General features: G+C 63.7%; 22 protein-coding genes, 2 tRNA genes and 1 pseudogene. 19 read left to right on the plus strand and 6 right to left on the minus strand.

Annotation, left to right across the window (positions count from 1 at the left end; genetic code table 11):
* Positions 1-106 precede the first annotated feature (106 nt).
* The 8 genes from P9230_RS02895 to P9230_RS02930 all read left to right on the plus strand — a co-directional run bounded on the left by P9230_RS02895 (position 107) and on the right by P9230_RS02930 (position 6,791).
* A tRNA-OTHER gene (locus P9230_RS02895) sits at positions 107-177 on the plus strand.
* Positions 178-246 (plus strand) — tRNA-Met (locus tag P9230_RS02900).
* 354 nt (positions 247-600) lie between these two features.
* On the plus strand, positions 601-1,746 hold the full coding sequence (locus P9230_RS02905; protein WP_278087680.1) for a slipin family protein: 1,146 nt from the start codon (positions 601-603) through the stop codon (positions 1,744-1,746).
* 177 nt (positions 1,747-1,923) lie between these two features.
* Positions 1,924-2,205, plus strand: a complete 282-nt coding sequence (locus P9230_RS02910; protein ID WP_066999801.1) for an acyl carrier protein — start codon at positions 1,924-1,926, stop codon at positions 2,203-2,205.
* A 46-nt stretch (positions 2,206-2,251) separates the two neighbouring features.
* Positions 2,252-3,442, plus strand: a complete 1,191-nt coding sequence (locus tag P9230_RS02915; RefSeq protein ID WP_127245692.1) for a beta-ketoacyl-ACP synthase — start codon at positions 2,252-2,254, stop codon at positions 3,440-3,442.
* A gap of 17 nt (positions 3,443-3,459) precedes the next feature.
* Positions 3,460-4,731, plus strand: a complete 1,272-nt coding sequence (locus P9230_RS02920; RefSeq protein WP_066999795.1) for a beta-ketoacyl-ACP synthase — start codon at positions 3,460-3,462, stop codon at positions 4,729-4,731.
* Between the two features lie 38 nt (positions 4,732-4,769).
* Positions 4,770-5,798 (plus strand): zinc-binding dehydrogenase, encoded by a 1,029-nt coding sequence (locus P9230_RS02925; protein WP_127245693.1) that lies wholly within the window; start codon positions 4,770-4,772, stop codon positions 5,796-5,798.
* A gap of 6 nt (positions 5,799-5,804) precedes the next feature.
* Positions 5,805-6,791, plus strand: a complete 987-nt coding sequence (locus P9230_RS02930; protein ID WP_127245694.1) for a lipid A biosynthesis lauroyl acyltransferase — start codon at positions 5,805-5,807, stop codon at positions 6,789-6,791.
* Between the two features lie 141 nt (positions 6,792-6,932).
* Here the strand turns inward: P9230_RS02930 and P9230_RS02935 are convergent, their stop codons facing one another.
* Complete coding sequence (locus P9230_RS02935; protein ID WP_127245695.1) at positions 6,933-7,778, minus strand: hypothetical protein; 846 nt, start codon at positions 7,776-7,778, stop codon at positions 6,933-6,935.
* A 188-nt stretch (positions 7,779-7,966) separates the two neighbouring features.
* Complete coding sequence (locus P9230_RS02940) at positions 7,967-8,398, minus strand: L,D-transpeptidase (RefSeq protein WP_066999783.1); 432 nt, start codon at positions 8,396-8,398, stop codon at positions 7,967-7,969.
* Between the two features lie 255 nt (positions 8,399-8,653).
* Here P9230_RS02940 and P9230_RS02945 point away from each other — a divergent pair, with 255 nt between their 5' ends.
* The 5 genes from P9230_RS02945 (at position 8,654) to P9230_RS02965 (ending at position 14,986) form a co-directional block, all read left to right on the plus strand.
* Positions 8,654-9,931, plus strand: coding sequence for an acetylornithine deacetylase/succinyl-diaminopimelate desuccinylase family protein (locus P9230_RS02945; protein ID WP_095830143.1), 1,278 nt, complete (start codon positions 8,654-8,656; stop codon positions 9,929-9,931).
* 115 nt (positions 9,932-10,046) lie between these two features.
* A complete protein-coding gene (locus tag P9230_RS02950; protein ID WP_278117370.1) occupies positions 10,047-11,525 on the plus strand; it encodes an ABC transporter substrate-binding protein in 1,479 nt (492 codons plus the stop codon).
* Positions 11,526-11,553: 28 nt separating this feature from the next.
* Positions 11,554-12,501, plus strand: a complete 948-nt coding sequence (locus P9230_RS02955; RefSeq protein WP_278117372.1) for an ABC transporter permease — start codon at positions 11,554-11,556, stop codon at positions 12,499-12,501.
* On the plus strand, positions 12,498-13,367 hold the full coding sequence (locus P9230_RS02960; RefSeq protein ID WP_095825655.1) for an ABC transporter permease: 870 nt from the start codon (positions 12,498-12,500) through the stop codon (positions 13,365-13,367). Before P9230_RS02955 ends, P9230_RS02960 begins: the two co-directional genes overlap by 4 nt.
* Complete coding sequence (locus tag P9230_RS02965) at positions 13,364-14,986, plus strand: dipeptide ABC transporter ATP-binding protein (RefSeq protein ID WP_278117374.1); 1,623 nt, start codon at positions 13,364-13,366, stop codon at positions 14,984-14,986. The genes P9230_RS02960 and P9230_RS02965 overlap by 4 nt, the downstream gene beginning before the upstream one ends.
* A gap of 15 nt (positions 14,987-15,001) precedes the next feature.
* Here the strand turns inward: P9230_RS02965 and P9230_RS02970 are convergent, their stop codons facing one another.
* Entirely contained in the window at positions 15,002-15,427 is a 426-nt protein-coding gene (locus P9230_RS02970) for a TerB family tellurite resistance protein (protein WP_066999766.1), read from the minus strand.
* Between the two features lie 112 nt (positions 15,428-15,539).
* Here P9230_RS02970 and P9230_RS02975 point away from each other — a divergent pair, with 112 nt between their 5' ends.
* The 4 genes and pseudogenes from P9230_RS02975 to P9230_RS02990 all read left to right on the plus strand — a co-directional run bounded on the left by P9230_RS02975 (position 15,540) and on the right by P9230_RS02990 (position 17,978).
* Positions 15,540-16,325, plus strand: coding sequence for a TSUP family transporter (locus tag P9230_RS02975; protein WP_066999763.1), 786 nt, complete (start codon positions 15,540-15,542; stop codon positions 16,323-16,325).
* Between the two features lie 52 nt (positions 16,326-16,377).
* Positions 16,378-16,548: a hypothetical protein gene (locus tag P9230_RS02980; protein WP_127325719.1), complete on the plus strand. Its 171-nt coding sequence runs from the start codon at positions 16,378-16,380 to the stop codon at positions 16,546-16,548.
* A 91-nt stretch (positions 16,549-16,639) separates the two neighbouring features.
* Complete coding sequence (locus P9230_RS02985) at positions 16,640-17,473, plus strand: helix-turn-helix transcriptional regulator (RefSeq protein ID WP_095825658.1); 834 nt, start codon at positions 16,640-16,642, stop codon at positions 17,471-17,473.
* Between the two features lie 86 nt (positions 17,474-17,559).
* Positions 17,560-17,978, plus strand: a pseudogene (locus tag P9230_RS02990) (VOC family protein).
* A gap of 278 nt (positions 17,979-18,256) precedes the next feature.
* On the opposite strand, the gene P9230_RS02995 reads toward P9230_RS02990, so the two are convergent.
* Both P9230_RS02995 and P9230_RS03000 read right to left on the minus strand, forming a co-directional pair.
* A complete protein-coding gene (locus P9230_RS02995; RefSeq protein ID WP_067329370.1) occupies positions 18,257-19,732 on the minus strand; it encodes a cobyric acid synthase in 1,476 nt (491 codons plus the stop codon).
* Positions 19,732-20,337 carry a dimethylsulfonioproprionate lyase family protein gene (locus P9230_RS03000; protein ID WP_278117378.1) on the minus strand — a complete coding sequence of 202 codons (606 nt, stop codon included), beginning with the start codon at positions 20,335-20,337 and terminating at the stop codon, positions 19,732-19,734. The genes P9230_RS02995 and P9230_RS03000 overlap by 1 nt, the downstream gene beginning before the upstream one ends.
* 138 nt (positions 20,338-20,475) lie before the next feature.
* Here P9230_RS03000 and P9230_RS03005 point away from each other — a divergent pair, with 138 nt between their 5' ends.
* Both P9230_RS03005 and mmsB read left to right on the plus strand, forming a co-directional pair.
* Positions 20,476-21,642: an isobutyryl-CoA dehydrogenase gene (locus tag P9230_RS03005; protein ID WP_278117380.1), complete on the plus strand. Its 1,167-nt coding sequence runs from the start codon at positions 20,476-20,478 to the stop codon at positions 21,640-21,642.
* Between the two features lie 24 nt (positions 21,643-21,666).
* Positions 21,667-22,551 carry a 3-hydroxyisobutyrate dehydrogenase gene (gene mmsB / locus P9230_RS03010; RefSeq protein ID WP_067329360.1) on the plus strand — a complete coding sequence of 295 codons (885 nt, stop codon included), beginning with the start codon at positions 21,667-21,669 and terminating at the stop codon, positions 22,549-22,551.
* Between the two features lie 321 nt (positions 22,552-22,872).
* Here the strand turns inward: mmsB and P9230_RS03015 are convergent, their stop codons facing one another.
* Positions 22,873-24,252, minus strand: coding sequence for an aspartate aminotransferase family protein (locus P9230_RS03015; protein ID WP_278117383.1), 1,380 nt, complete (start codon positions 24,250-24,252; stop codon positions 22,873-22,875).
* Positions 24,253-24,388: the final 136 nt, after the last annotated feature.

Consider the following 24,388-nt stretch of genomic DNA (forward strand, 5'->3'; position numbering starts at 1 on the left):
TCCCGGTCACGAAAAACGAAGCGAGCACAACGGTTGGAGCTTTCGTCTCCGCCCGCGCAGCCGGCTTGCCGCGCTGTGTACGGCGCCGTTTCGGAGTGTTGGAATCGCCGATGTAGCTCAGAGGAAGAGCGCCGGATTTGGGTCCGGAGGTCAGGGGTTCGAGTCCCTTCATCAGCACGGATAGCTCAGTTTGGTTAGAGCGTCAGACTCATAATCTGATTGTCGAAGGTTCGATTCCTTCTCCAACGGCCTGTTAAGCCGACACCTTTGGGTGGTGTTATCCAAAACGGTCCGGGGACCGGAATGCAGAAGACCTGACAGACGGCTAAGCCTTCGGGCCGAGGCCGTATCGAACGGTCCGATGCCATCGGCTCGCGGCCAGGCTCGCGGTGACGATCAAGGCGCGGCAATGCCGGCAAAGGAGCCTTCGGGCGCCGGCGCCCGCCTTGCCGCCCCGCGATCCGCTCCCGAAGGCCCGCCGCCTGGCGATGCCACCGGTCTCCGGATCATCCGTGCCGGGAAACGAAACGAGAAACGAAAGGACGATCGACGCATGACGTGACGCCTCGCACGGGGCCATGCCCGACAGGAGTAACGACAATGAAGACCATTCTCGAAAAGGTTCTGGGACGCCAGCGCGTCCTCGTGAAGGAAAATGAACGTGCCGTCGCCCTCTACAAGGGCGAGATCCAGGCTGTCCTGATGCCGGGCGAACATTGGCTCGACAACCGGCGCGGAAACCTGGAAATCTCCAGGCACGACCTGAAGAACCCGGAATTCGTTTCGGCCTACGAGAAGGCATTGTTCGACAAGCTCCCGGATGTGGCCGCGCGTCACTTCACCGTGGTTCGCACCGGGCGCACCGACATTGCCGTGATCGAGCGCGACGGCGCCCTTCATGCCGTTCTCGCTCCGGATCGCAAGCTCGTGCTGTGGACGGATGCCGGCCCGTGGGCGGTGACCTCCGTCGACGCGGCGGCCGATCTGGCCGTCGATCCGGCCTTGATGCGCTGGATCGGCCAGGCCCGAAAGACGGAACACATGTTCCTGCATCCGGTCGTGGACGGTCAGGTCGGTCTGCTGTTCGTGGACGGCGTCTACACCCGCACGCTTGCCGCGGGGGTGCACGCCTTCTGGAATGTCGGGCGCATGGTCCAGGTGAAGGTCGTCGATCTCAAGCGGCAGTCGCTTGATGTCGCCGGGCAGGAAGTGCTGACCAAGGATCGCGTGACGATCCGCGTCAACATCGCCGCCGAATACCGGGTCGTCGATCCGGTGACGGCGGTGAGCACGGTGAAGGACTTCTCCGAAGCCCTCTACCGCGCCCTGCAGTACGCCTTCCGGAAGACGCTCGGCGCGCTCACCCTCGACCAGATCCTCGACAAGAAGATCACGGTCGATGAGGAGGCAGCCGCCAAGGTGCGTTCCGACATGGCCGCGATCGGTCTCGAGGTCAGCGATATCGCGCTCAAGGATGTGATCCTGCCGGGCGAGATGCGCGAGATCCTCAACCAGGTGGTTTCGGCCGAGAAGCAGGCCGAAGCCAACGTCATCCGCCGCCGCGAGGAGACGAACGCCACGCGTTCGCTGCTCAACACGGCCAAGGTGATGGCCGAGAATCCGGTGATGCTGCGGCTGAAGGAACTCGAGGCTCTCGAGGCCATCGCCGGCAAGGTCGAGCGCCTGACTGTCCACAACGGGACGGGCGGGCTGCTCAACGATCTGGTCAAGCTCCGCGAAGGCTGAGCTTACGCCACGTAAAATGGGAAGGGCCGCCGGTTGCCCGGCGGCCCTTCTTGCGTCCACAAAGCCGGCATCCCATCTGCGCCCGGCGTGTCAGGCCTTTTCCTGCCCGGAAAAACCGATTAGACAGCGCCAAAACAAGATGCGGACAGATTCCGCCCGCAACCGAAGGAAGAGCCCTTGTCCACCACGTTCGAGAAAGTCGCCAAGATCATTGCCGACACCAGCGAGATCGATATCGACACCATCACGCCCGAAAGCCATACCATCGACGATCTCGGCATCGACAGCCTCGATTTCCTCGACATCGTCTTTGCCATCGACAAGGAATTCGGCATCAAGGTGCCGCTCGAGAAGTGGACGCAAGAGGTCAATGACGGCAAGGCTTCGACCGACGACTACTTCGTCATGCAGAACCTGTGCGCCAAGATCGACGCGCTGGTCGCGGCCAAGGCCGCCTGAAGAGCGCGACCTTGCCCCGCCTCCAGCCTGACCAGCAAAGCCGCTCATGAGCAGCCCGCGCGACGTCGTCATCACCGGCATCGGCCTTGTCTCTTCGCTGGGAGAAGGACCGGACGCGCATTGGCAGAAGCTGACCCGGCCGGGCGTTGAGCCGGTGCTCGATGCGACGCGCTTTGCGCCCTACACAATTCATCCCCTGCCCGAGATCGACTGGAACCTGCAGATCGCCAAGCGCGGCGACCAGCGCCAGATGGAGACCTGGCAGCGGCTCGGCACCTATGTCGCCGGCCTGGCGCTGGACGACGCCGGCATCAAGGGCAATGACGAGCTTTGCGCGACCATGGACATGGTTGTGGCGGCCGGCGGCGGCGAGCGCGACGAGGCCGTGGACAGCGCGATCCTGGCGGCGTCCGAGAGCCGCAACGACCGCGACGTGCTGCTCAACGAGAAGCTGACCACGGAATTGCGGCCGACGCTGTTCCTCGCCCAGCTTTCCAATCTGCTCGCCGGCAACATCTCCATCGTGCACAAGGTCACCGGCTCGTCTCGTACCTTCATGGGCGAGGAAGGCGCCGGCGTCTCTGCCGTTGAGACGGCCGCCGCGCGCATCCGCTCCGGCCAGTCGACCCATGTGCTGGTCGGCGGCGCCTTCCAGACCGAGCATTCAGACATGCTGCTCGGCTATGAGCTCGCCGGTTATCTGCATCGCGGCCCGTGGAGACCGGTCTGGCAAAGACAGGGCGCGGAAGGCGGCGGCGTGGTGACGGGCTCGGGCGGCGCTTTCTTGGTGCTCGAACAGCGCGAGCATGCGCAGAGCCGGGGTCGCAAGATCTATGCTGAGCTCGGTCCTGTGGTTTCCGGCCGGGCGAGGCGCCGGCGCGGCGAGCTGAATGCCGAAATCGCCGCTTCGCTGAAGCAGGCGGCGCTGCCCGCCGGCGAATTGCTGACGATTTCCGGTGCCTCCGGCGCCCATGCCGCCACGGCGGCCGAAAAGGCGGCACTCGATGCCGACCCGGCGCTTGCAGTGCGCGCCTTCTCGACGCTCACCGGCCACATGAAGGAAGCCCAGTTCCCCTTCGCCGTGGCGCTTGCCGCGCTCGCCGTCGACCGCAAGGCCCCCTACCCTGTCTTCGATGCCACAGTGGAGCAGCCATTCGTAGGCGTCCCCAGCTCCGTCCTTGCAACGGCGATCGGCTATCACCAATTCGAGGGCCTGGGGCTGATCAAGGCCGCTTAGAGCGAGACAGACAGAACATGGCCAATCTCCGCGATCACATGGGCAGGCCTATCGTCGCCGTGACCGGCATCGGCGTGGTGACTTCGCTTGGCGTCGGCAAGGCCGACAACTGGGCGGCGCTGACCTCAGGCAAATCCGGCATCCATCCGATCACCCGTTTTCCCGTCGATCATCTGAACACCCGCATCTCCGGCATGGTCGATTTCCTGCCGTCGAGCTCCAAGGGTGCCAGTCCCCTCACCTACGAGCTGGCCGAGACGGCCGCCCAGGAAGCGGTGTCGGAGGCCGGCCTCGATTCCGGCGATTTCGGCGGCCCGCTCTTTCTCGCCTCGCCGCCGGTCGAGCTCGATTGGGCCGACCGCTTCTCGCTCTACAATTCCGACAAGAAGGAAAGCGGTTCCGAGAGATTGCTGCGCGTGGCGCGCGGACTGAAGGAGCTCGGCATTTTCGAGACCACCCAGTTCGGCTCGATCGCCGATCGCCTGGCCGATCGTTTTGGCACGCGCGGCCTGCCGATCACGCTGTCGACAGCCTGCGCGTCAGGCGCCACCGCCATCCAGCTCGGTGTCGAGGCGATCCGCCGCGGCGAATGCGACAAGGCGCTGTCGATCGGCGCTGACGGCTCCGCCACGGCCGAAGCCCTGATCCGCTTCTCGCTGCTCTCGGCGCTTTCCACCCACAACGACATTCCCGAAAAGGCCTCGAAACCCTTCTCCAAGGACCGCGACGGTTTTGTCCTTGCCGAAGGTTCCGGCGCGCTGGTGCTGGAATCGCTGGAGGCGGCACTTACCCGGGGAGCCACCATCCTCGGCATCATGCGCGGCTGCGGCGAGCGCGCCGACGACTTCCACCGCACCCGCTCCAAGCCTGACGGTTCGCCGGCCATCGCCGCGGTACGCGCCGCCCTTGCGGATGCCGGCTTGAGCGAGGACGAGATCGACTACGTCAACGCGCACGGCACCTCGACGCCGGAAAACGACAAGATGGAGCATCTGTCGCTGTCGACCGTGTTCGGCGAGCGGATCGGCTCGATGCCGATCTCGTCGAACAAGTCGATGATCGGCCACACGCTGTCCGCTGCCGGCGCGGTCGAGGCCGCGTTCTCGCTGATGACCATGCGCGAAAGCGTCATCCCGCCGACCATCAATTACGACAATCCTGATCCGGCAATCGTGCTCGACGTGGTGCCAAACAAGAAGCGCAACGCAGAGGTCGGCACGGTTCTGTCGAATTCCTTCGGCTTCGGCGGCCAGAACACCTGCCTTGTCATGGCGCGGGAACCGGTCTAAGCGGACGTTTTCCCGCTTCCAAAGTACCGACAGGCCAAATGCGCGCATTGCAACTTATCGAGGACCGCCGCCTTGAAACGGTGGACCTTCCGCCTCCCCCGCCGCCTTCGCAAGGTGAAGTGACGCTCCGCATCAAGGCGGTGGCGCTCAACCATATCGACGTCTGGGGCTGGCGCGGCATGGCCTTCGCCAAGCGCAAGCTGCCGCTGGTCGTCGGCGCCGAAGCCTCGGGCGAGGTCGAGGCTGTCGGGCCAGGCGTCTCCACCCTCCTGCCGGGGCAACTGGTGTCGATCTACGGCGCGCGAACCTGCGGGCTCTGCCGTGCCTGCCGCGAGGGCCGCGACAATCTTTGCGAGCACGTCTCCGGCGTCCACGGTTTTCATCTCGACGGCTTCGCGCAGGAAAAGATCAACCTGCCTGCCCGTCTCCTGGTGCCTGCGCCGCCCGGTGTCTCAGAGATCGGCGCTGCCGTCGCACCCGTCACCTTCGGCACGGTCGAGCATATGCTGTTCGACAACGCGAAACTGGAGCCCGGTGAGACCATCCTCGTCCATGCCGGCGGCTCCGGCATCGGCTCCGCAGCCATCCAATTGGCGAAGCGCATGGGCTGCACGGTCATCACTACGGTCGGCTCGAACGACAAGATCGACAAGGCGAAGGCGCTTGGCGCCGACCATGTCATCAACTATCGCGAGGATCGCTTCGAAGGCGTGGTGCGCAAGCTAACGAAGAAGAAGGGCGTCGATGTCGTGTTCGAACATGTCGGCGCCGACACTTTTGCAGGTTCGATGCTATGCCTGAAGCGCGGCGGCCGCCTCGTCACCTGCGGCTCGACCTCCGGCGTCTCGACGCAGGTCAACCTGATGCAGCTTTTCCAGCAACAGCTGAAGCTGCTCGGCTCCTTCGGCTGCCGCATGGAGAACATGGCCGATGCCATGCAGAAAATGGCGGCCGGTCTCGTCGCGCCCGTGATCGACACCGAAGTCGGCTTCGACGACATCGACGACGCGCTGAAGCGCATGGAAGGCCGCGACGTCTTCGGCAAGATCATTCTTCGCGTTTCCTAAGACAAGATGGTCGGCAAGGTGCTCAAGAAAGCCCGCCGGGACTTCATGTTCCGCTATGCCCGGCGGCTACGCCAAATGGAGCACTGGCTGGTGGCGCGGCTTGCCATGGCGGTCATCGGCCTGCTGCGCCTTTTGCCGCCTGACAGCGCGCTCAACTTCGCCGACCGCGTCGCCCGCCGCATCGGGCCGATGGTCGGACGGCACAGGGTAGCCGTCAACAATCTGCGCCTTGCCTATCCGCAAAAGAGCGATGCCGAAATCGAGGCCATCGCGTCCGACATGTGGGGCAACATGGCCCGGCTTGCCGCCGAATACATCTTCCTCGATGCACTCTTCGATTTTGACCCGAATGCCGCCAAGCCGGGCCGGGTCGAGGTCAGCGGTATCGAGCATTTCGTCGAAATCGCAGGCGAAAAGAAGCCGCACATCCTGTTCACCGGCCATCTCGGCAATTTCGAGCTTTTGCCGGTCGCCGCCGCCACCTTCGGCATGAACATCACGGCACTGTTCCGCCCGCCCAACAATCCCTACCTTGCCGACTACATCCACTCGACACGCCGCTCGAGCATGGGAGGCCTGCTGCCGTCCTCGACCGGCGCATCGTTCGCCCTTGCCGCCATCCTGGAAAACGGCGGCAATATCGGCGTGCTGGTCGATCAGAAATTCACGAACGGCGTCGAGACGACCTTCTTTGGTCGCCCCTGCCAGAGCAATCCCGTGCTGGGCATGCTCGCCCGCCACTATGACTGCGATGTCTATCCGGCGCGCTGCGTCAGGCTGCCGGGAAACCGTTTCCGATTGGAAATCGAAGACAAGCTCGACTTGCCGCGCACCGAAACCGGCAGCGTCGATGTTCACGCCACCACGCAGCTGCTCGCCGACGTCGTTGAGCGCTGGGTGCGCGAGGATCCCGGACAGTGGATGTGGTTCCACAAGCGCTGGGAGATGAGCGGCCGGCGACGTAAGCGGCGTGAGCGGGCCAAGATCAGCTAAAGCGGCCCAGAACGTTCAGATCGCTTTCGTCTGGATCAAACGCTAAACCGCTAGGAGATAGCTTTCTGCTAGCCGTGTTGCGTGCCATGCGCAACGAAGGGCCGCGAGGACTAAGTCCACGCGGCTCCAGGTTCTGCTGTCTCAAAGCGGAGCGGGGATGGTGAAGTTCGGCCGGAACGTATCCATCGTGGCACCGTTGCGATCCTCGGAAAGCAGTGTGTCCGAGCCGAAGCTTGCCCGCAGGCCAACCACGTATTTGTGGATGTTCACGGTGCCTGAAGCTTCCGAGAAGGTTAGGTGATCCAGCTGATAGCGGCCAAATACCGACCAAGGGGTCCCTGAGAACCGATAAGTAGCCTGCAAGGCCGCCGTTACCGTATCGAAATGTCCGCCAAAACCGGACAGCCGCGAGAAGCCGAGTTCACCGTCGAAGCGGAGATTGTCTTGCGCGAAATACCGCACGACACCCCGGCCGCCCCAATTGTCGAAATGTTCGGACTCGCCGCTGGCCCGCAACTGCCCGTAGTAGGCCTGCCCGTAGATCGTCACGTTGCCGAAATAGGCCTGAGCCTCTGGACCGACAGTGAAGGTATAAAGGTCTAAGTCACCGATGCCGTTATCGCCGCCAAATCCGTTTATCGTCGCAAATCCACCCAGCGCATATGAGCTCGGATCGCGCCAGTAACCGTGGATCGCACCGCCGTAGCTGTAGATGTTCGTGCCTTCGACCCAAAGCGAATCGATCACCCCGTCAGTCTGGATGTTCCAGCGGGCGTCGATCGGGAAATTCACCCGAACAGCGCCGCCGGCAGTCGTGCCATCCGAGTCGTCCCCAGGGGTCGCGAAATAGAGACCTCCGAGATAGATTTCGCCATAACCTGATATATGCGGCTGCGCGAGTTCCTGGTCCAGAAGAACGGGTGCATCGGCAGCAAAAGCCGAGGTTGCGGTTGCCGCGATCGCAGCGCTCAATAGAAATCGATACATTAAAGTCCCCAAGCAGCCAGAACAACGCTTCGTACTTACCACTGCGCCGTCATGCAAACCAGCTCCGGCGATGCTCACGCTAGTATAAGCTGCTTGTTTTTGAAGCATGTGCGGCATTGCTGCAACGCTCCGAGCAGGCGCAGCCATCAAATGCTGCCTGCGGCCTAGGCAGCCCTCTCCGGCCCGTTTCAATCGGTGACGACGATTCGCGTGTTGCCGTAGCCGGCTTCCTTCACCATCGAATAGAAAGTCGCGGCATTGGCCGTATGCAGGCGCACGCAGCCATGCGAGGCCGGACGCCCGAGATATTTCACGGCGCCGGTGCCGTGAATGGCGTAGCCGCCGCGGAAGAACACCGAATACGGCATCGGCGAATTGTCATACTTGCGCGAGTACCACATCCGCGCGGTCCATTGCGGCCGGTAGCTGCCGCGCGGTGTGAAGTAGCCCCTTCGGGCCGTCGATACATTCCAGCGATACAGCACCTGGCCGTATCTGCTGACGGTCATCGTCTGCGTCGAGACGTCGATATTGGCGACCAGCGAAGCCGCCCGGCTTGCGATCGACGTGCCGAGCAACGTGGTTGCCAGCACGGCCGCCATGAGGCTGGATTTTTTCATGCGATGAACCCCTTCGATTGCCCCCTGCCATCACGTGGTCTCTTTTCCATCATTTTCGCCGGCAGGTGCGTTAAGTACCACACACTCCTTGACAAATTCGCCAATTCGATTTCGCGAATTTGAATGATTTCCCGTCATAGTTGCTGGGCCGCTGCCCACTCTCAACGGTTTAAGCGCGAGCCTGCCCTCAATCATTGTCCGGCAACCGCGAAAGGCAGCTTGCAAAAGCGCCGCGTTGCTTCTTCAATCAGCAGGATGAATGAACGACTCCTCCGGGCCGTCGATGACCGGGTCGACGACCTGATCGCGCTGACCGCCGAGCTCATCCGCTTTCCGACCGTCAATCCGCCCGGCGAGGCCTACCGGCCATGTGCCGAGTATCTTGGCGCACGCCTCAAGAAGCTCGGCTTCGAAACCGAATTCATTCGCGCAGAAGGCACGCCCGGCGACACCGACCGCTACCCGCGCGTCAATGTCGTCGCCCGCTTCGACGGCCGCTCGCCCGGTGCCTGCGTCCATTTCAACTCGCATATCGACGTGGTCGAGGCCGGCGAAGGCTGGACCGTCGATCCTTTCGCCGGCCTGGTGAAGGAAGGTAGGGTCTACGGCCGCGGCGCCTGCGACATGAAAGGCGGGCTGGCGGCTTCTGTCATTGCCGCCGAAGCCTTCATGGAGGTCTATCCCGACTTTCCCGGCGCCATAGAGATATCCGGCACGGTCGACGAGGAATCCGGCGGGTTCGGCGGCGTCGCCCATCTGGCGAAGCTCGGCTATTTCTCGAAGCCGAAGGTCGACCACGTCATCATCCCCGAGCCGCTGAACAAGGACCGCATCTGCCTTGGCCATCGCGGGGTCTGGTGGGCCGAGATCGAGACCAAGGGCGAGATCGCGCATGGCTCGATGCCGTTCCTCGGCGACAACGCGGTGCGCCATATGGGTGCCGTCGTGCAGGCCTTCGAGGACGAGCTTTTCCCGGCGCTCGACCGCAAGGTGACGCGCATGCCGGTGGTGCCCGAGGGCGCCCGGCGCTCGACCATGAACATCAATTCCGTCCATGGCGGCCAGACCGAGGATTTCCGGCCGGGACTGCCCTCGCCCAACGTGCCGGATTCCTGCCGGCTGACCATCGACCGCCGCTTCCTGCTCGAGGAAGACCTCACCACCGTCAAGGGTGAAGTCACCGGCATCCTCGACCGGCTGAAGCGCGAGCGAGAAAAGTTCGACTACGAGATCCGCGACCTGATGGAGGTGCTGCCGCTGATGACCGAGCGCGACGCGCCGGTGGTGAAAGCCGTCGCCAAGGGCATCATGGAAATCTTCGACCGCGAGCCGGAATACGTCATTTCGCCCGGTACCTACGACCAGAAGCATGTTGCCCGCATTGGCCAGATCTACGACTGCATCGCTTATGGCCCCGGCATCCTCGATCTCGCGCATCGGCCGGACGAATGGGTGGGCATCGCCGACATGGTGGACGCGGCCAAGGTGATGGCGATCGGCCTCGACGTGCTGCTGCGCGGTACGACCGGCTGATCGGGAAAAACATTTCGCTTGGCGCCACCCGGCAGCACGAAACGCAATTTACTCACAGGCCAAATCACGCTTCTATCCGCTGGGCTTGTCCGTTTGACCGCATGGGAGTTCGGCAATGAGATTGTGGAAGACCATTTTGGCCGCCGCTGTGCTTACTTTCGCGGCCGCCACGTCGGCATTTTCGGCCCGCACCGACCTCGTCATCGGCATTCCGCTCGAACCCCCGCATCTCGATCCGACCGCGGGCGCCGCCGCCGCCATCGACGAGGTGCTCTACGCCAATGTCTTCGAAGGTCTCACCCGCATCGGTCCGAACGGCGAGGTGATCCCCGACCTTGCCGAAAGCTGGACCATCTCGGATGACGGCAAGATCTACACTTTCAAGCTGCACACCGGCGTGAAATTCCACGACGGCAGCGATTTCAGCGCCGACGACGTGAAATTCTCTCTCGACCGTGCCCGGGCCGACAATTCGGTCAACGCCCAAAAGGGGCTGTTCGCGCAGATCGACAAGGTCGATGTCGTCGATCCGGCGACGGTGAAGGTCACGCTGAAAAACCCGCAAGGCTCCTTCCTGTACAATATGGGCTGGGGCGACGCGGTGATGGTGTCGCCGAAATCGGCCGACACCAACAAGGAAAAGCCGGTCGGCACCGGCCCCTTCAAGTTCCAGAACTGGGCCAAGGGCTCGTCGATCACGCTTGTGAAGTCGGATAATTACTGGGGTGCCCCGGTTGCGCTCGACAAGGTCGAGTTCCGCATCGTACCCGACGCCGCCGCCGCCGTGCCGGCGCTGCTTTCGGGCGACATCCAGGCCTTCCCCTTCTTCGATCCCGACAGCGTCTCTCAGGTCAAGGACGATCCGCGTTTCAAAGTGGTGATCGGCTCCACCGAAGGCGAGACGATTCTTTCGATCAACAACAAGAAGCCGCCCTTCGACAAGCTCCAGGTGCGCCAGGCCATCTCCTTCGCGCTCGACCGCAAGGCGATCATTGACGGCGCCTCGGCGGGCCTGGGAGTGCCGATCGGCTCGCATATGTCGCCCGCCAACAAAGACTATGTCGACCTCACCGGCCTCTATCCGCACAATGTCGACAAGGCCAAGGAACTGCTGAAGGAAGCCGGCCTAGAAAAAGGCTTCAAGGCGACGCTGAAGCTGCCGCCGCCGTCCTATGCGCGGCTTGGCGGCGAGATCATCGCGTCCGAGCTGCGCGATGTCGGCATCGATCTGGAGATCATCCCCGTCGAATGGGCGCAATGGCTGGATCAGGTCTTCACCAAGAAGGACTACGACCTCACCATCGTCTCCCACACCGAGCCGAACGACATCGATATCTATTCGCGCAAGGACTATTACTTCAACTACGACAACCCGGCCTTCGATGCCATCATCGCCAAGCTCAACCTGACCTCGGACGAGGCGAGGCGGAAGGAGCTGCTGGCAGAGGCGCAGAAGATCCTCGCCGACGACGCCGTGGTCGGCTTCCTTTACGAGCTGCCGAAGGTCGGGGTCTGGGACGCGAAGCTGCAGGGCCTGTGGGAGAATGCACCGATTCAGGCCAATGACCTTACCAAGGTGAAGTGGACGGAGTGACGCCGGCGCGGTCGCCTGATCGCCTCCCATGGCCACCTATCTCCTCAAGCGCCTCATCATCGCGACCATCACGCTGGTGCTGGCCTCGATGGTGGTGTTTGCGGTGATGGAAATCCTGCCTGGCGACCCGGCGCGCCTGATGCTGGGCTTCAACGCCAGCGCCGACCAGGTCGAGCTGTTGCGCAACCAGATGGGCCTGAACGCGCCGCTTGTCCTGCGCTACCTGCACTGGGCGGGCGGGTTGCTCAGCCTCGATTTCGGTCGCTCCTACACCTATTCGGTTCCCGTCATCGACCTCGTGGGTGAGCGCGTCGTCGTTTCCCTGCCGCTGGCGCTAATCGCGCTGGCGCTGTCGACCGTCATAGCCATTCCGGTCGGGGTGTTTTCCGCCGGCCGCCAGGGCCGGGCCGGCGACACATTCGCCATGGGCGCTGCCCAACTCGGCGTTGCCGTGCCGAATTTCTGGTTCGCGCTGATGCTGATTTATCTCTTCGCCGTATGGCTGCAGCTGGTGCCGGCGGGTGGATTTCCTGGCTGGGACGCCGGGATCTGGCCGGCCGTGAAATCGCTGCTGCTACCGGCCATCGCGCTGGCGCTGCCGCAGGCGGCGATCCTGGCGCGCGTCGCCCGCTCGGCGCTGATCGAGGTGCTCAACGAAGACTATATCCGCACCGCCCGCGCCAAAGGCCTGCCCTACCGCGCCGTGCTCTGGCGCCACGCGCTGCGCAACGCCATGATCCCGGTGCTCACCATTCTCGGCCTGCAATTCGCGTTCCTGCTTGCCGGCACCATCATCATCGAGAATGTCTTCTATCTGCCGGGGCTTGGACGGCTGGTTTTCCAAGCCATCACCCAGCGCGACCTGATCGTCGTCGAGAGCGTCGTCATGCTGCTGGTCGCCGCCGTGATCGCCGTCAATCTGCTGGTCGACTTCTCCTACGCCGTTGTCGATCCGCGGCTCAGGGGCCGGCAATGATAATGCGCGTCGACCTGCCCGAGGAAACGCTTGCCGGGGTTCTGGCCAAAGCCTTCGGCAACCGCTCTTTTCTGATCGGCTTCGCCATCACGCTGCTGGTGGCCGCGATTGCGCTGCTCTCCTTTGCATGGACGCCCTACGACGTCACCAAGCTGGTCATCGCAGACAAGACGCAGGCGCCCTCGTGGACGCATTGGTTCGGCACCGACCATTTCGGTCGCGACATCCTTTCGATGATCATGGTCGGCGCACGCAACTCGATCGCGGTAGCGCTGGTGGCGGTCGGCATCGGCATGGGCATCGGCGTGCCGCTCGGCGCCTTCGCGGCGGCGCGGGGCGGCCTTGCCGACGAGGCGCTGATGCGCATCAACGATCTCGTCTTCGCCTTCCCGGCACTACTGTCGGCGATCATGATCACCGCCATCTTCGGGCCGGGCGCCGTCAACGCCATCATCGCCATTGGCATCTTCAACATCCCGGTCTTCGCGCGCGTCGCCCGCGCCGGCGCCTTGGCGATCTGGCCGCGCGAATTCATCCTCGCCGCGCGCGCTGCCGGCAAGGGCATGACGCAGATTTCTGTCGAGCACATCCTGCCCAACATCGCGACGCTGCTGCTGGTACAGGGCACGATCCAGTTTGCGCTGGGCATCCTCGCCGAAGCGGGGCTTTCCTATGTGGGCCTGGGCGCGCAGCCGCCAATGCCGAGCTGGGGCCGCATGCTGTTCGACGCGCAGACGCGGATGGTGACGGCGCCGTGGATGGCAATCTTTCCCGGCATGGCGATCATCGTGACCGTGCTTGGGCTCAACCTGCTCGGCGACGGCATCGCCGACATCCTCGATCCGAAATCGCGGCGGCGGCGATGAGCCTGCTCCAGATCGAGAACCTGTCGCTTGTCATCGGCGGAACGCGGATCCTGAAGCAGGTCGAGCTTGCGATTGCGCCTGGCGAGGTGGTCGGCCTGGTCGGCGAATCCGGTTCCGGGAAATCGATGACGGCGCTGACGATCATGAGCCTGCTGCCGCATCTAGCTCAAACCAGCGGACGCGTCACTTTCGACGGCATCGACCTCCTTGCAGCGAGCGAGGACCAGATGTGCGCGCTGCGCGGCGACGACATCGGCATGGTTTTCCAGGAGCCGATGACGGCGCTCAATCCAGTCAAGACCATCGGCGAGCAGGTGGCCGAGGGCATTCGCTGGCACACCAGGGCGGGCCGCGCCGAGGCCGAGGATCGCGCGCGAAAAATGCTCGACCGTGTCGGCCTGCCGGAAGCCAAGTTCCCACTGTCGCGCTACCCGCATGAGCTCTCCGGCGGGCAGCGCCAGCGCGTCGTCATCGCCATCGCCTGCGCGCTGAAGCCAAAATTGCTGATTGCCGACGAGCCGACCACGGCGCTCGATGTGGTGCTGCAGGCGCAGATCCTCGACCTGCTGCGCGATCTGGTCAGCGAAAACCGCATGGGCCTGCTGCTCATCTCGCACGACCTTGCGGTAGTGACCGAGATGGCCGACCGCCTGACCATCCTGCGCGGTGGCGAAGTGATGGAAGCCGGCGACACCGCGCGCACGCTGTCGGCACAACACCACCCCTACACGCGCGAGCTGGCGCTGGCTTCCATGCATGTGCCGGCGCGGCCCAAAAAACACCTTGCCGGTTCGGCAAAGCCGCTGCTCGAAGTCGAAGGCCTGAGCCGCGACTATCCGGGTCGGCGCAAATCCCTGTTCCGGGCGGCAGAGCCGATCCGCGCCGTCGACGATGTATCGCTAACCATCGAGCCGGCCCAGTCGGTAGCCCTCGTTGGCCGTTCCGGCTGCGGCAAATCCACGCTCGCCCGCATGATCCTGGCATTGGACAAGTCGACGGCGGGCTCAATCCGCTTTCGCGGCCAGACCATCACCGGCAAATCAGAGGCCGAGCTGAAGCCGGCCAGGCGCGACATGCAGGTGGTCTTCCAGGACCCTTACGGCTCCTTCGATCCACGCCAGAAGGTCGAGAAGCTGGTCGCCGAGCCGTTGCATCTCCTGGAGACCCAGCCGTTGAAAGCCGAGCGGCGCGAGATGGTCGCGCATGCGCTGCATGAGGTCGGACTCGGCCGGCGCGACATGGACAAATACCCGCATGAATTCTCGGGCGGCCAGCGCCAGCGCCTGTCGATCGCCCGCGCCATCATCACCCGCCCGAAACTGGTCGTCGCCGACGAGCCGGTCTCGGCGCTGGATGTGTCGATCCGCGCCCAGATCCTCGACCTCTTCGCCGAGCTTAACCAGAAGCTCGGCATCGCCTATCTGTTCATCACCCATGACCTGACGGTTGCCCGCGCCATGTCGGACGAGGTGCTGGTCATGCATGAGGGCAAGATAGTCGAGCGCGGCAGGACGGCCGATGTGCTCGACAGCCCGCGCTCGGAAGCCGCGCAGGCGCTGGTCGCGGCGGCGCCGGACCTTCACCGTGCGATCGCGCGACGCATGCAGGAACAAGGGTAAGCGGCGAGCCCGCGCTCAGCCCTCCGGTTTGACCAAATCCACCGGGCTGATGTCGAGTAGGTCGAGCGTGCGACGCAGCAGCTTCACCTCGCTCTCGGCAAGCTTGGAATCCGCCTTCGCGATCTCGGCCATGTGACGCGCAAGCAGCTTTCGCCGCTCGACATCGAGGTCGCGGAACAGCGCGATCGCTTGTGAGCCGTTGGTCTCGTAGCCGTAGTCGTTGAGATATTCGACGACGCTGTCGATCGAGGCTTCGGGAATGCCGAAGGCTTCCTTGCAGATGTGCCGGAAGGCGACCATCTCGCTCTCCGACACCGCGCCGTCGGCCAGGATCATCCGGAACAGCATCAGAAGCTCGGCCGACAGCACCGGATCGTCCGCTACCTTGCGCACGCCGGGGTCGCCGTCGAAGATCGAGCGTATCTGGTCGAGCAGCGCCATCGCCGTAAGCCTCCCCTTGCGATTCCGTTGAAATTGTTAGCGTGGAATCGGTCTTGCGCAAACTGTCTAAGCATGATGGAAGCAGCCGTCCCCCGCCTTGACCCACAGCCCGATGATCGACCTTACCTTGCAGACTGTTTTCATGCTCACCGCTGCCGCTTTCGCGGCGGGCTTCGTCGACTCGATCGCCGGCGGTGGCGGCCTGATCACCATCCCGGCGCTGCTCCTGGCGGGCTTCTCTCCGGTGGCAGCGCTCGGCACCAACAAGCTGCAGGGCATGTTCGGGTCCGGCTCGGCCACGATCCATTATGCCGCCAATGGCCAGGTCGATCTGCGCCGACAACTGCCTCCCGCGCTGCTGGCGCTGGTTGGCGGCGCCATCGGCGCCTTGCTGGCGACGATCGTGCCCGGCGACTTCCTGCGCGCCCTTTTGCCGGTTCTCTTGATCGCGATCGCTCTCTACTTCGCGTTCAAACCCAACATGAACGACGTTGACCGCGCAGAGCGTCTGTCACCGCTCCTCTTCGGCCTAACGGTTGTGCCTGCCATCGGCTTGTACGACGGTCTGTTCGGCCCAGGCACGGGCTCGTTCCTTATGCTCGCCTTCGTCAGCCTTGCCGGCTATGGTCTGCTCAAGGCGACCGCGCACACCAAGCTGCTCAATTTCGCCTCCAACATCGGCGGCTTCGTCGTCTTCGCCGCCGTCGGCGTCATCGACTGGAAGATCGGCCTGATGATGGGTGTTGCCCAGTTTCTGGGCGCCCGCCTCGGTGCAGGCCTCGCCATCAAAATCGGCGCAAGACTGATCAAGCCGCTGCTGGTGATCGTGTGTGTAGCGCTGGCGGTGAAGCTGCTTGCCGACCCGGCCAATCCCCTACGCCAACTCATTGGTGTGTGACTGTCCTGCTGGTAGAATTCGGGTGTTGCGAATCATGTTGGAGGGACCAGACATGAATCTTAGTGCGCCCACGCAGATCGTGTTCATTATTTCGTTGGTCATCGCCGCCATCGGCCTTCTCGCCGCTCTCGGCGTTCTTGCGTTCATTCCTCTCGCGTCGGTGTGGATCATGCTCATCGCCTATGTCGTGCTCGCCGGCGGCTGCCTGATGCGCGGCGCCTAAAGCAATCCAGGAAAAGTGTGGAGCAACTCGGAGCGCCCGGCCCTGCCGGGCGCTTTTGATTTTTGCGAGCGTGTTCTGCTAGGCTTGCGGCATGTCCGACGAGACGGAGCGCCATCGGGAGGATACTCGCTCTCCCGCCCTCCATTCCGAGATGGTGCGGCGCAAACCCGCCGCCCCGCTCGCAGGCATCGTCACGGATATCTGCGGCTATCGGGAAATATTGCCCGGCCATTTCCGCATGGTCGAATATGCCTCGCTGACCGTACCCCTGGTGATCAGCTTCGCCGAAGCCTTCGCCATCGGGCTCGGCCGCAGCCCGGGCGACAACGATCGCTACGCCAGCTTCGCCGCCGGTCTCTATGCCGGCCCGGTCATGATCGAATCCTTCGGCGCCGCCTGCTGTGTCCAGGTCAATTTCACGCCGCTTGGCGCCAGGCAATTCTTCGGCCTGCCGATGAGTGAGTTGCGCGACCGCATGGTCGGGTTGGACGATGCGATGGGCTTTGATGGCATCGCGCTGCGCGAACAGCTCGGCGAAGCGTCGGATTGGGACAAGCGCTTCGACATTGCCGAGGGTTTCATCGCAGGCCGACTCGCGGACGCGCATGCGCTTTCGCCCGAAATCGCCTGGGCCTACCGGACGGTCATCGCATCGGGCGGCCGCACCCGCATTTCGGCGCTCGCCAGCGAGATCGGCTGGAGCCGCAAGCATCTGGCGGCGAAATTCACCGACGCGACCGGCATCGGCCCGAAGACATTGTCACGCATCGTGCGCTTCAACCGCGCGCTGTCGCTGTCGAAGCGGCAGGACGACAACTGGGCCGGCATTGCCGCCGATTGCGGCTACGCCGACCAGGCGCATCTGGTGCGCGAATTCCGTCAGCTTGCCGGCGAAACGCCATCCGGGCTCGCCACGTGGATCTAAGCTTCAGGCGAGGTAACCTTTCTTCAAGACGTGGAAACCGCCTTCGCACAGACTGGCATCCATTCAACCAGCACAGGGATATTGTCATGCCAGCAACAAACGAAGCACCCCGTCTCTATCCAGCCCTGCGATACAGGAACGCCGCTAGGATGATCGACTGGCTCAGCGAGGCCTTCGGCTTCGAACTGCGCGCCCGTTATGGCGATGGCGACATCGTTCACCACGCGGAACTGACCTTTCGGTCCTCGATGATCATGCTGGGCACCGCGCGCGACGACGATTACGGCAAGATGGTCGGCGAGCCCGGCGGTGGCGGCGGCAAGTCCATCTACATTGCCGTCGATGACGCCGATGCCGCCTATGCCAAGGCGAAGAAGGCCGGCGCCAGGATCACCCAGGAACTGGTCGACCGCGACTATGGCAGTCGCGAGTTCATCTGCCTCGACCCGAAGGCAATGTCTGGTCCTTCGGCATCTACTGGCCGAAGGCGGGCGAGAAGGCGTAGTTGCTATCCGCGCCGGCATTTGCGGCTGGCGAAAACGCCTGAACTTCGTCATCCACGGGCGGAGCGGGAGCGAAGCGGACGCGAAGACCCGAGGATCCATTCCGTGACCTCGATCGAAGGGCGCAGAGGAGCAGAATTCTGCACGGTAGCAACGCCTTACCGTCACGGAATGGATCCTCGGGTCTGCGCCGCGTCGCTTCGCTCCTTGCTCCGCCCGTGGATGACGATGCGGCGGAAGCTTTCGCTAATGGCAAGCGTATGCGCATCGACGGGAGGACCTACCGCGCCAGCCCGAAAATCGCATCGCAGTCGAGATGCTTCTCCAGCTCGGCCGCGACCTCGTCCAGCGCCTTCTCGACCTCGGCGCGATAGTCGATGCCCCCATCCTTGACCCCGAGGCTCGCAAGGTAGGCCGCGCGAAAAGCGTCCGCTGCAAACAGCCCATGCAGATAGGTACCGATAACCTTGCCATCGGCGGAGACCGCGCCGTCCTCGAGGCCGTTGATGATCGCCGAAGGCCGCGCGGCGTCCGGGCCGGTGGTGCGGCCGAGATGGATCTCGTAGCCTTCGAGCGGCAGGCCGAATTGCACCGAATGAGCGCTCGAGTTGCGCACCGTCTTTTCCGGTTCCATCACCGTCTCGATGTCGAGCAGGCCAAGGCCCTCCGTCTCGATGACGCTGCCTTCGATGCCATCGGGGTCGCGAACCTTGCGGCCGAGCATCTGATATCCGCCGCAGATGCCGACGACATGGCCGCCGCGTTTGCGGTGCGCGGCAAGGTCGCGATCCCAGCGATTCTCGCGGAATTTTATCAGATCGCCGATGGTCGATTTCGAGCCCGGAATGACCACCAGCCCGGCATCTTCCGGGAGCGGCTTTCCCGGCGGCACGAACACCACCTCGACCTGCGGCTCGGCCTTGAGCGGATCGAGATCGTCGAAGTTGGCGATCCGCGCCAGCATGGGCACCGCCACCTTCAGCGCCCGCCTTTCGCCCGAGGCAAGTCGCTCGAGCACAACCGAATCTTCGGACGGCAGCCTTGCCGCGGACTTCAGCCAGGGCACGACGCCGAAACAGCGCCAGCCGGTAAACTTGCCGATGGCGCTGACCCCATCGTCGAACAGCGAGACATCGCCGCGGAACTTGTTGATGAGATAGCCGGCGATCATGCGCCGGTCTTCCTCCGGCAGGATCAGATGCGTGCCGGCGACGGAAGCAATGACGCCGCCGCGGTCGATGTCGCCGATAAGCACCACCGGGACGTTGGTACGCGTGGCAAAGCCCATATTGGCGATGTCGCGGCTTCTAAGGTTGATCTCGGCCGGCGAGCCGGCGCCCTCGACGATGACGAGGTCGGCGTCCTCGCCGACCTTCGCCCAGGAATCGAGCACCGCATCCATCAGCCTGGCCTTCATTGCCTGATAGTCGCGCGCCCGCGCCTCGCCAAAAACCTTGCCCTGCACCACCACTTGCGAGCCGATGTCGCTTTGCGGCTTGAGCAGCACCGGGTTCATGTGCACGGTCGGCCTCACCCCGCAGGCCAGCGCCTGCAGCCACTGCCCGCGGCCGATCTCGCCGCCGCCGGTCTTGTTGTTGCCGGGGATGTCGGCGACGGCGGCGTTGTTGGACATGTTCTGCGGCTTGAACGGCCTGACCTTCAGTCCGCGTTTTTTTGCTGCCCGGCAGAGCCCCGCCACCAGCACCGTCTTGCCGACATCCGAGCCGGTGCCTTGCAGCATGATCGCCCTGGCCATCAGCCCCTGCCCTCCGCGCCGATGATAGATTTCTGCGCGAGCGGTCCACCTCGCCAGATATAGAGCGCCATCAGTGGCTCCTTGCCGGTACGCATGGCGTGATTGACGTTGGACGCATGGTGGATGATTTCGCCCGCCGCTCGAACCCGAAAGCCGGCCCCGCCCATGCGCCACTCGGTGCTGCCGGTCAGCGGAATGTAGATCTCCTCGGCGGTGTGGTGGTGGTCTGGGTAGACACTGTCGGGCCCGAGGATCAGCACGCCGCCCGCGACCTCGTCATTGGCGAAATGCCCCCACGTGCCGAACACCTCCAGCCAGCCGTAATTGTCGATGAAGAGCTGTCCGAAATCGGCAGCGGTATAAGTCTGGCCCCAGCACAGCTCATTGCGATGGTCCGCGATGAACCGCGTCAGCGGCCCGACGTCCCGCGGCGCAAGCTCCGCAATCCGATCGAGATGGTGAAGGCAACGAAGCGCACGTGGTTCGCGCGAACGAGAGGGCATGTGCCAATCGATGCGCGCGACGGCGTCCGCAACCAGATCGCTGTCGATGCCGGCGAGATAGAAGTGGAACCGGTCCAGCAGCTGATCGAAAATTGTCGGCACGCAAGACTCCGTTGATCAATCCATGCACAGCCGGTCCGCGGCGGGCTGGGTTGCGCGGCGGCATCATTGGTCTAGATTGATCGCTGCGCAAAGCCAAAAACGACAGGCCACAAGGCCTGAAACGACAGGGAGCACGCCATGGACGCGGCAGTCGATGCGGGCACTGGCCAATTCGAACTCACCGAGCAACAGCGCGCCATGAAGGAGATGGCTGAGGCCTTCGCGGCCGATCGGGTCGCGCCGAACGCGCTCGACTGGGACCGGGCAAAGCACTTTCCGGCCGACGTGATCCGCGAAACCGGGCCGCTCGGCCTGGGCGGCATCTATGTCCGCGACGATGTCGGCGGCTCGGCGCTCGGTCGGCTGGATGCGGTGCTGATCTTCGAGGCGCTGGCGCATGCCGATCCGGCCTTCTCCTCCTTCATCTCCATCCACAACATGGCGGCGTCGATGATCGACCGCTTCGGCAGCGACGAGCAACGCCGGCGCTTCCTGCCGAAGCTGACCTCCATGGAATGGCTGGCGAGCTATTGCCTGACCGAGCCCGGCTCCGGCTCCGATGCCGCCGCCTTGAAGACGAGAGCGGTGAGGAGCGGCGGCGACTATGTCTTGTACGGCGCCAAGCAGTTCATCTCCGGCGCTGGCGACAGCGACCTCTATGTCGTCATGGCGCGCACCGGCGGCGACGGGCCCAAAGGCATTTCGACCCTGGTGGTGCCCAAGGATGCGCCCGGCCTCTCCTTCGGCGCCAATGAGCACAAGATGGGTTGGCATATGCAGTCGACCCGCCAGGTCATCTTCGAGGATTGCAAGGTGCCGGCCGAGAACCTGCTTGCCACCGAAGGCGCGGGCTTCGGCATCGCCATGGCCGGGCTCGACGGCGGCCGGCTCAACATCGCCGCCTGCTCGCTGGGCGGCGCGCAGTCGGCGCTCGACAAGGCGCTCGCCTACACGAGCGAGCGCAAGGCCTTCGGATCGAAGATCAACCAGTTCCAGGCCCTGCAGTTCAGGCTGGCCGACATGGAGACGGAGCTGCAGGCGGCCCGCATCTTCCTCTATGCCGCCGCCTCGAAGCTCGATCGCAAGGCGCCGGATGCCGGCAAATGGTCGGCGATGGCCAAGCGCTTCGTCACCGACATCGGCTTCGACATCGCCAACGAGGCGCTGCAGTTGCATGGCGGCTACGGCTATCTGCACGATTACGGCATCGAGAAGCTGGTGCGTGATCTGCGCGTCCACCAGATCCTCGAAGGCACCAACGAGATCATGCGCGTCATCATCGCGCGAACGCTGATCGGCCGCTGAAGCAGCAAATTTCGGGAGACGACGATGGCAACGATCGCCTTCATCGGAATTGGCAATATGGGCAACCCAATGGCTGCCAACCTCGTAAAGGCGGGGTATGCGGTGCAAGGCTTCGACCTCGTGCCGGAGAACCTCACGATCGCAAAAGAGCATGGCGTCACCGTCATGGCCAATGCCGTCGCCGCGGTGAAGGACGCCGACGTGGTGATCACCATGCTTCCCGCCGGCAAGCATGTGTTGTCGGTCTACGAGGACATCGCGCCCAAGGCGAAGAAAGGCGCCTTGCTGATCGATTCCTCGACCATCGATGTCGAATCGGCACGCAAGGCTCACGCCATTGCCGCCAGGCACGGCTTGCCTTCGATCGACGCGCCTGTGTCCGGCGGCACCGGCGGCGCCACCGCCGGCACGCTCACTTTCATGGCCGGCGGGTCGGATGCAGCATTCGCCTCTGCCGAGCCGATCCTGAAGCCGATGGCCGGCCGCATCGTTCATTGCGGCGGTGACGGCGCCGGCCAGGCCGCCAAGATCTGCAACAACATGATTCTCGGCATTTCGATGATCGGCGTCGCCGAAGCCTTTGTGCTCGCCGAGAAACTCGGCCTGTCGCACCAGGCGCTGTTCGACGTCGCCTCCACCTCCTCCGGCCAGTGCTGGTCACTGACCACTTACTGCCCGGTGCCCGGCCCTGTTCCGGCGTCGCCCGCCAACCGCGACTACAAGCCGGGTTTTGCTGCCGCCCTCATGCTCAAGGACCTGAAATTGTCGCAGGAAGCCGCGCAAAGCGCCGGCGCCGTGACGCCCCTGGGCGCCGAGGCGACGCAGCTCTACGCTCTGTTCAATGCGCAGGGCAACGCAGGCGCCGACTTTTCCGGCATCATAAATTTCCTGCGCGGCGATCAAACCTAAGCAGCTGCTTGCAAAGGGTTATTAGCAAATTTTTTCGACAGAAATCCGGCAAATTTAGATTTGCTTAAGGTCTCGCTAACTCACCGGTAACGATGTGCCTTTAAAACGGACTGCGAGGCGGACATCGCAACCGCCCGGCGCTCCGGATCAGGTCTCGCGTACCGGAGCCCGTAAGTTTCGCAGGTCTCGAGTAGCGAAACGCCATGCGTATCTGGCAAAGCCGCGTTCCCTTCTGGGACGCGGTTTTTGCGTCTGGGCAAGGCTTCGCTGCAGATTCGGGTCGCCGGGCACCCTCCAGCAAGGGCGCCCGGCTGTGTTTTCTCAGCGCTTCCGCAAATCCGCCTCCGCAAGGTCGAGCGCCTTGGCGATGCGCTCGCAGGCCATGTCGATGGTGTCGCGCGTCCAGATCAGCGGCGGCGACAGTATCATCGTGTCGCCGGTGGCGCGCAGCATCATGCCCTGCGAGATCGCGTGATCGCGCACGACGACCGCCGCACTTCCCGACGGCAGGTATCGTTCCTTGGTCGCCTTGTCCTTGACGATCTCTATCGCACCCATAAGACCGATCGAGCGCACCTCGCCGACCAGCCTGTGGCCGGCGATGCGCTCCTGCAGCGCCTGCGCGAAATAGGGACCGGTGTCGGTCCTGACGCGCTCGACCAGACCTTCCCGTTCAATGATCTCGAGGTTCTTCAGGGCCACCGCGCACGCGACCGGGTGACCGGAATAGGTGTAGCCGTGGTAGAACTCGCCGCCCTTTTCGACGAGCGTCCTGCTGATGCGGTCGCCGACCAGGAGCGCCGACAGCGGCTGGTAGCCGGAGGTCAGCGCCTTGGCGGTGGTGATGGTGTCGGGCTGGACGTCAAAGGTCTGCGCCGCGAACCATTCGCCGGTGCGGCCATAGCCGGTAATCACCTCGTCGAGCATCAAGAGCACATCGTATTTGCGGCAGATGCGCTGCACCTCCGGCCAGTAGCTGATCGGCGGGATTTTCACACCGCCCGCACCCATCACCGGCTCGCCGATAAAGGCGGCGACCTTGTCGGCGCCGGCTTCGAGGATGGCGTCCTCGACGGCCTTGGCGGCGCGCAGGCCGAAATCGTGGTCGCTTTCGCCGGCCAGCGCGAGCTCATATGCATAGGGCATCATCACACGGACGATGTTCGGCACCGCGCCGCCGAGCTGCTTGTGCATGGGCTCCATGCCGCCGAGCGAGGTGCCGGCGATCGTCGAGCCGTGATAGGCCATCTTGCGCGAGATGATCCGATTCTTCTCAGGCTTGCCTTCGAGCGCCCAATAGTGGCGCACGAGCCGCAGCGCTGTGTCGTTGGCCTCGGAACCGGACGAGCCGTAGAAGACCTGACCGACATGCTCCGGCGCCAGTTCCGCCAGCTTCTGCGACAGCAGCACCGGTGTAGGCGTCGAACACTTGAAGAAGGAGTTGTAGTAGGGCAGCTCCTTCATCTGGGCGCAGGCGGCCTCCGCCAGTTCGTCGCGGCCGTAGCCGACATTGACGCACCAGAGGCCCGCCATGCCGTCGAGGATTTCCGTTCCGTCGGAATCATAGATGAACGGCCCTTTGGCGTGGGTGATGATGCGAGAGCCCGCTTCACGCAGTTCCTTATGGTCGGTGAAGGGATGAAGGTGATGCGCGGCATCGATCTGCTGAAGCTGCTTCAGCGAATAATTCTGATAGGTCATGGGTTTAGTCATCCTCTTAGAATCAATCCGGCGGTGGCCGGGGCGGATTCGTCAGAGGATACGGGGCGGCGAATAGCCGATGCGGGCGCACAGCCGCAACAGCTCGGCGCGCAGCGTGCGCGGTGACGGCGTCACC

Origin of the sequence: Mesorhizobium sp. WSM4887, assembly GCF_029625865.1 — a bacterium.
Lineage (GTDB): Bacteria > Pseudomonadota > Alphaproteobacteria > Rhizobiales > Rhizobiaceae > Mesorhizobium.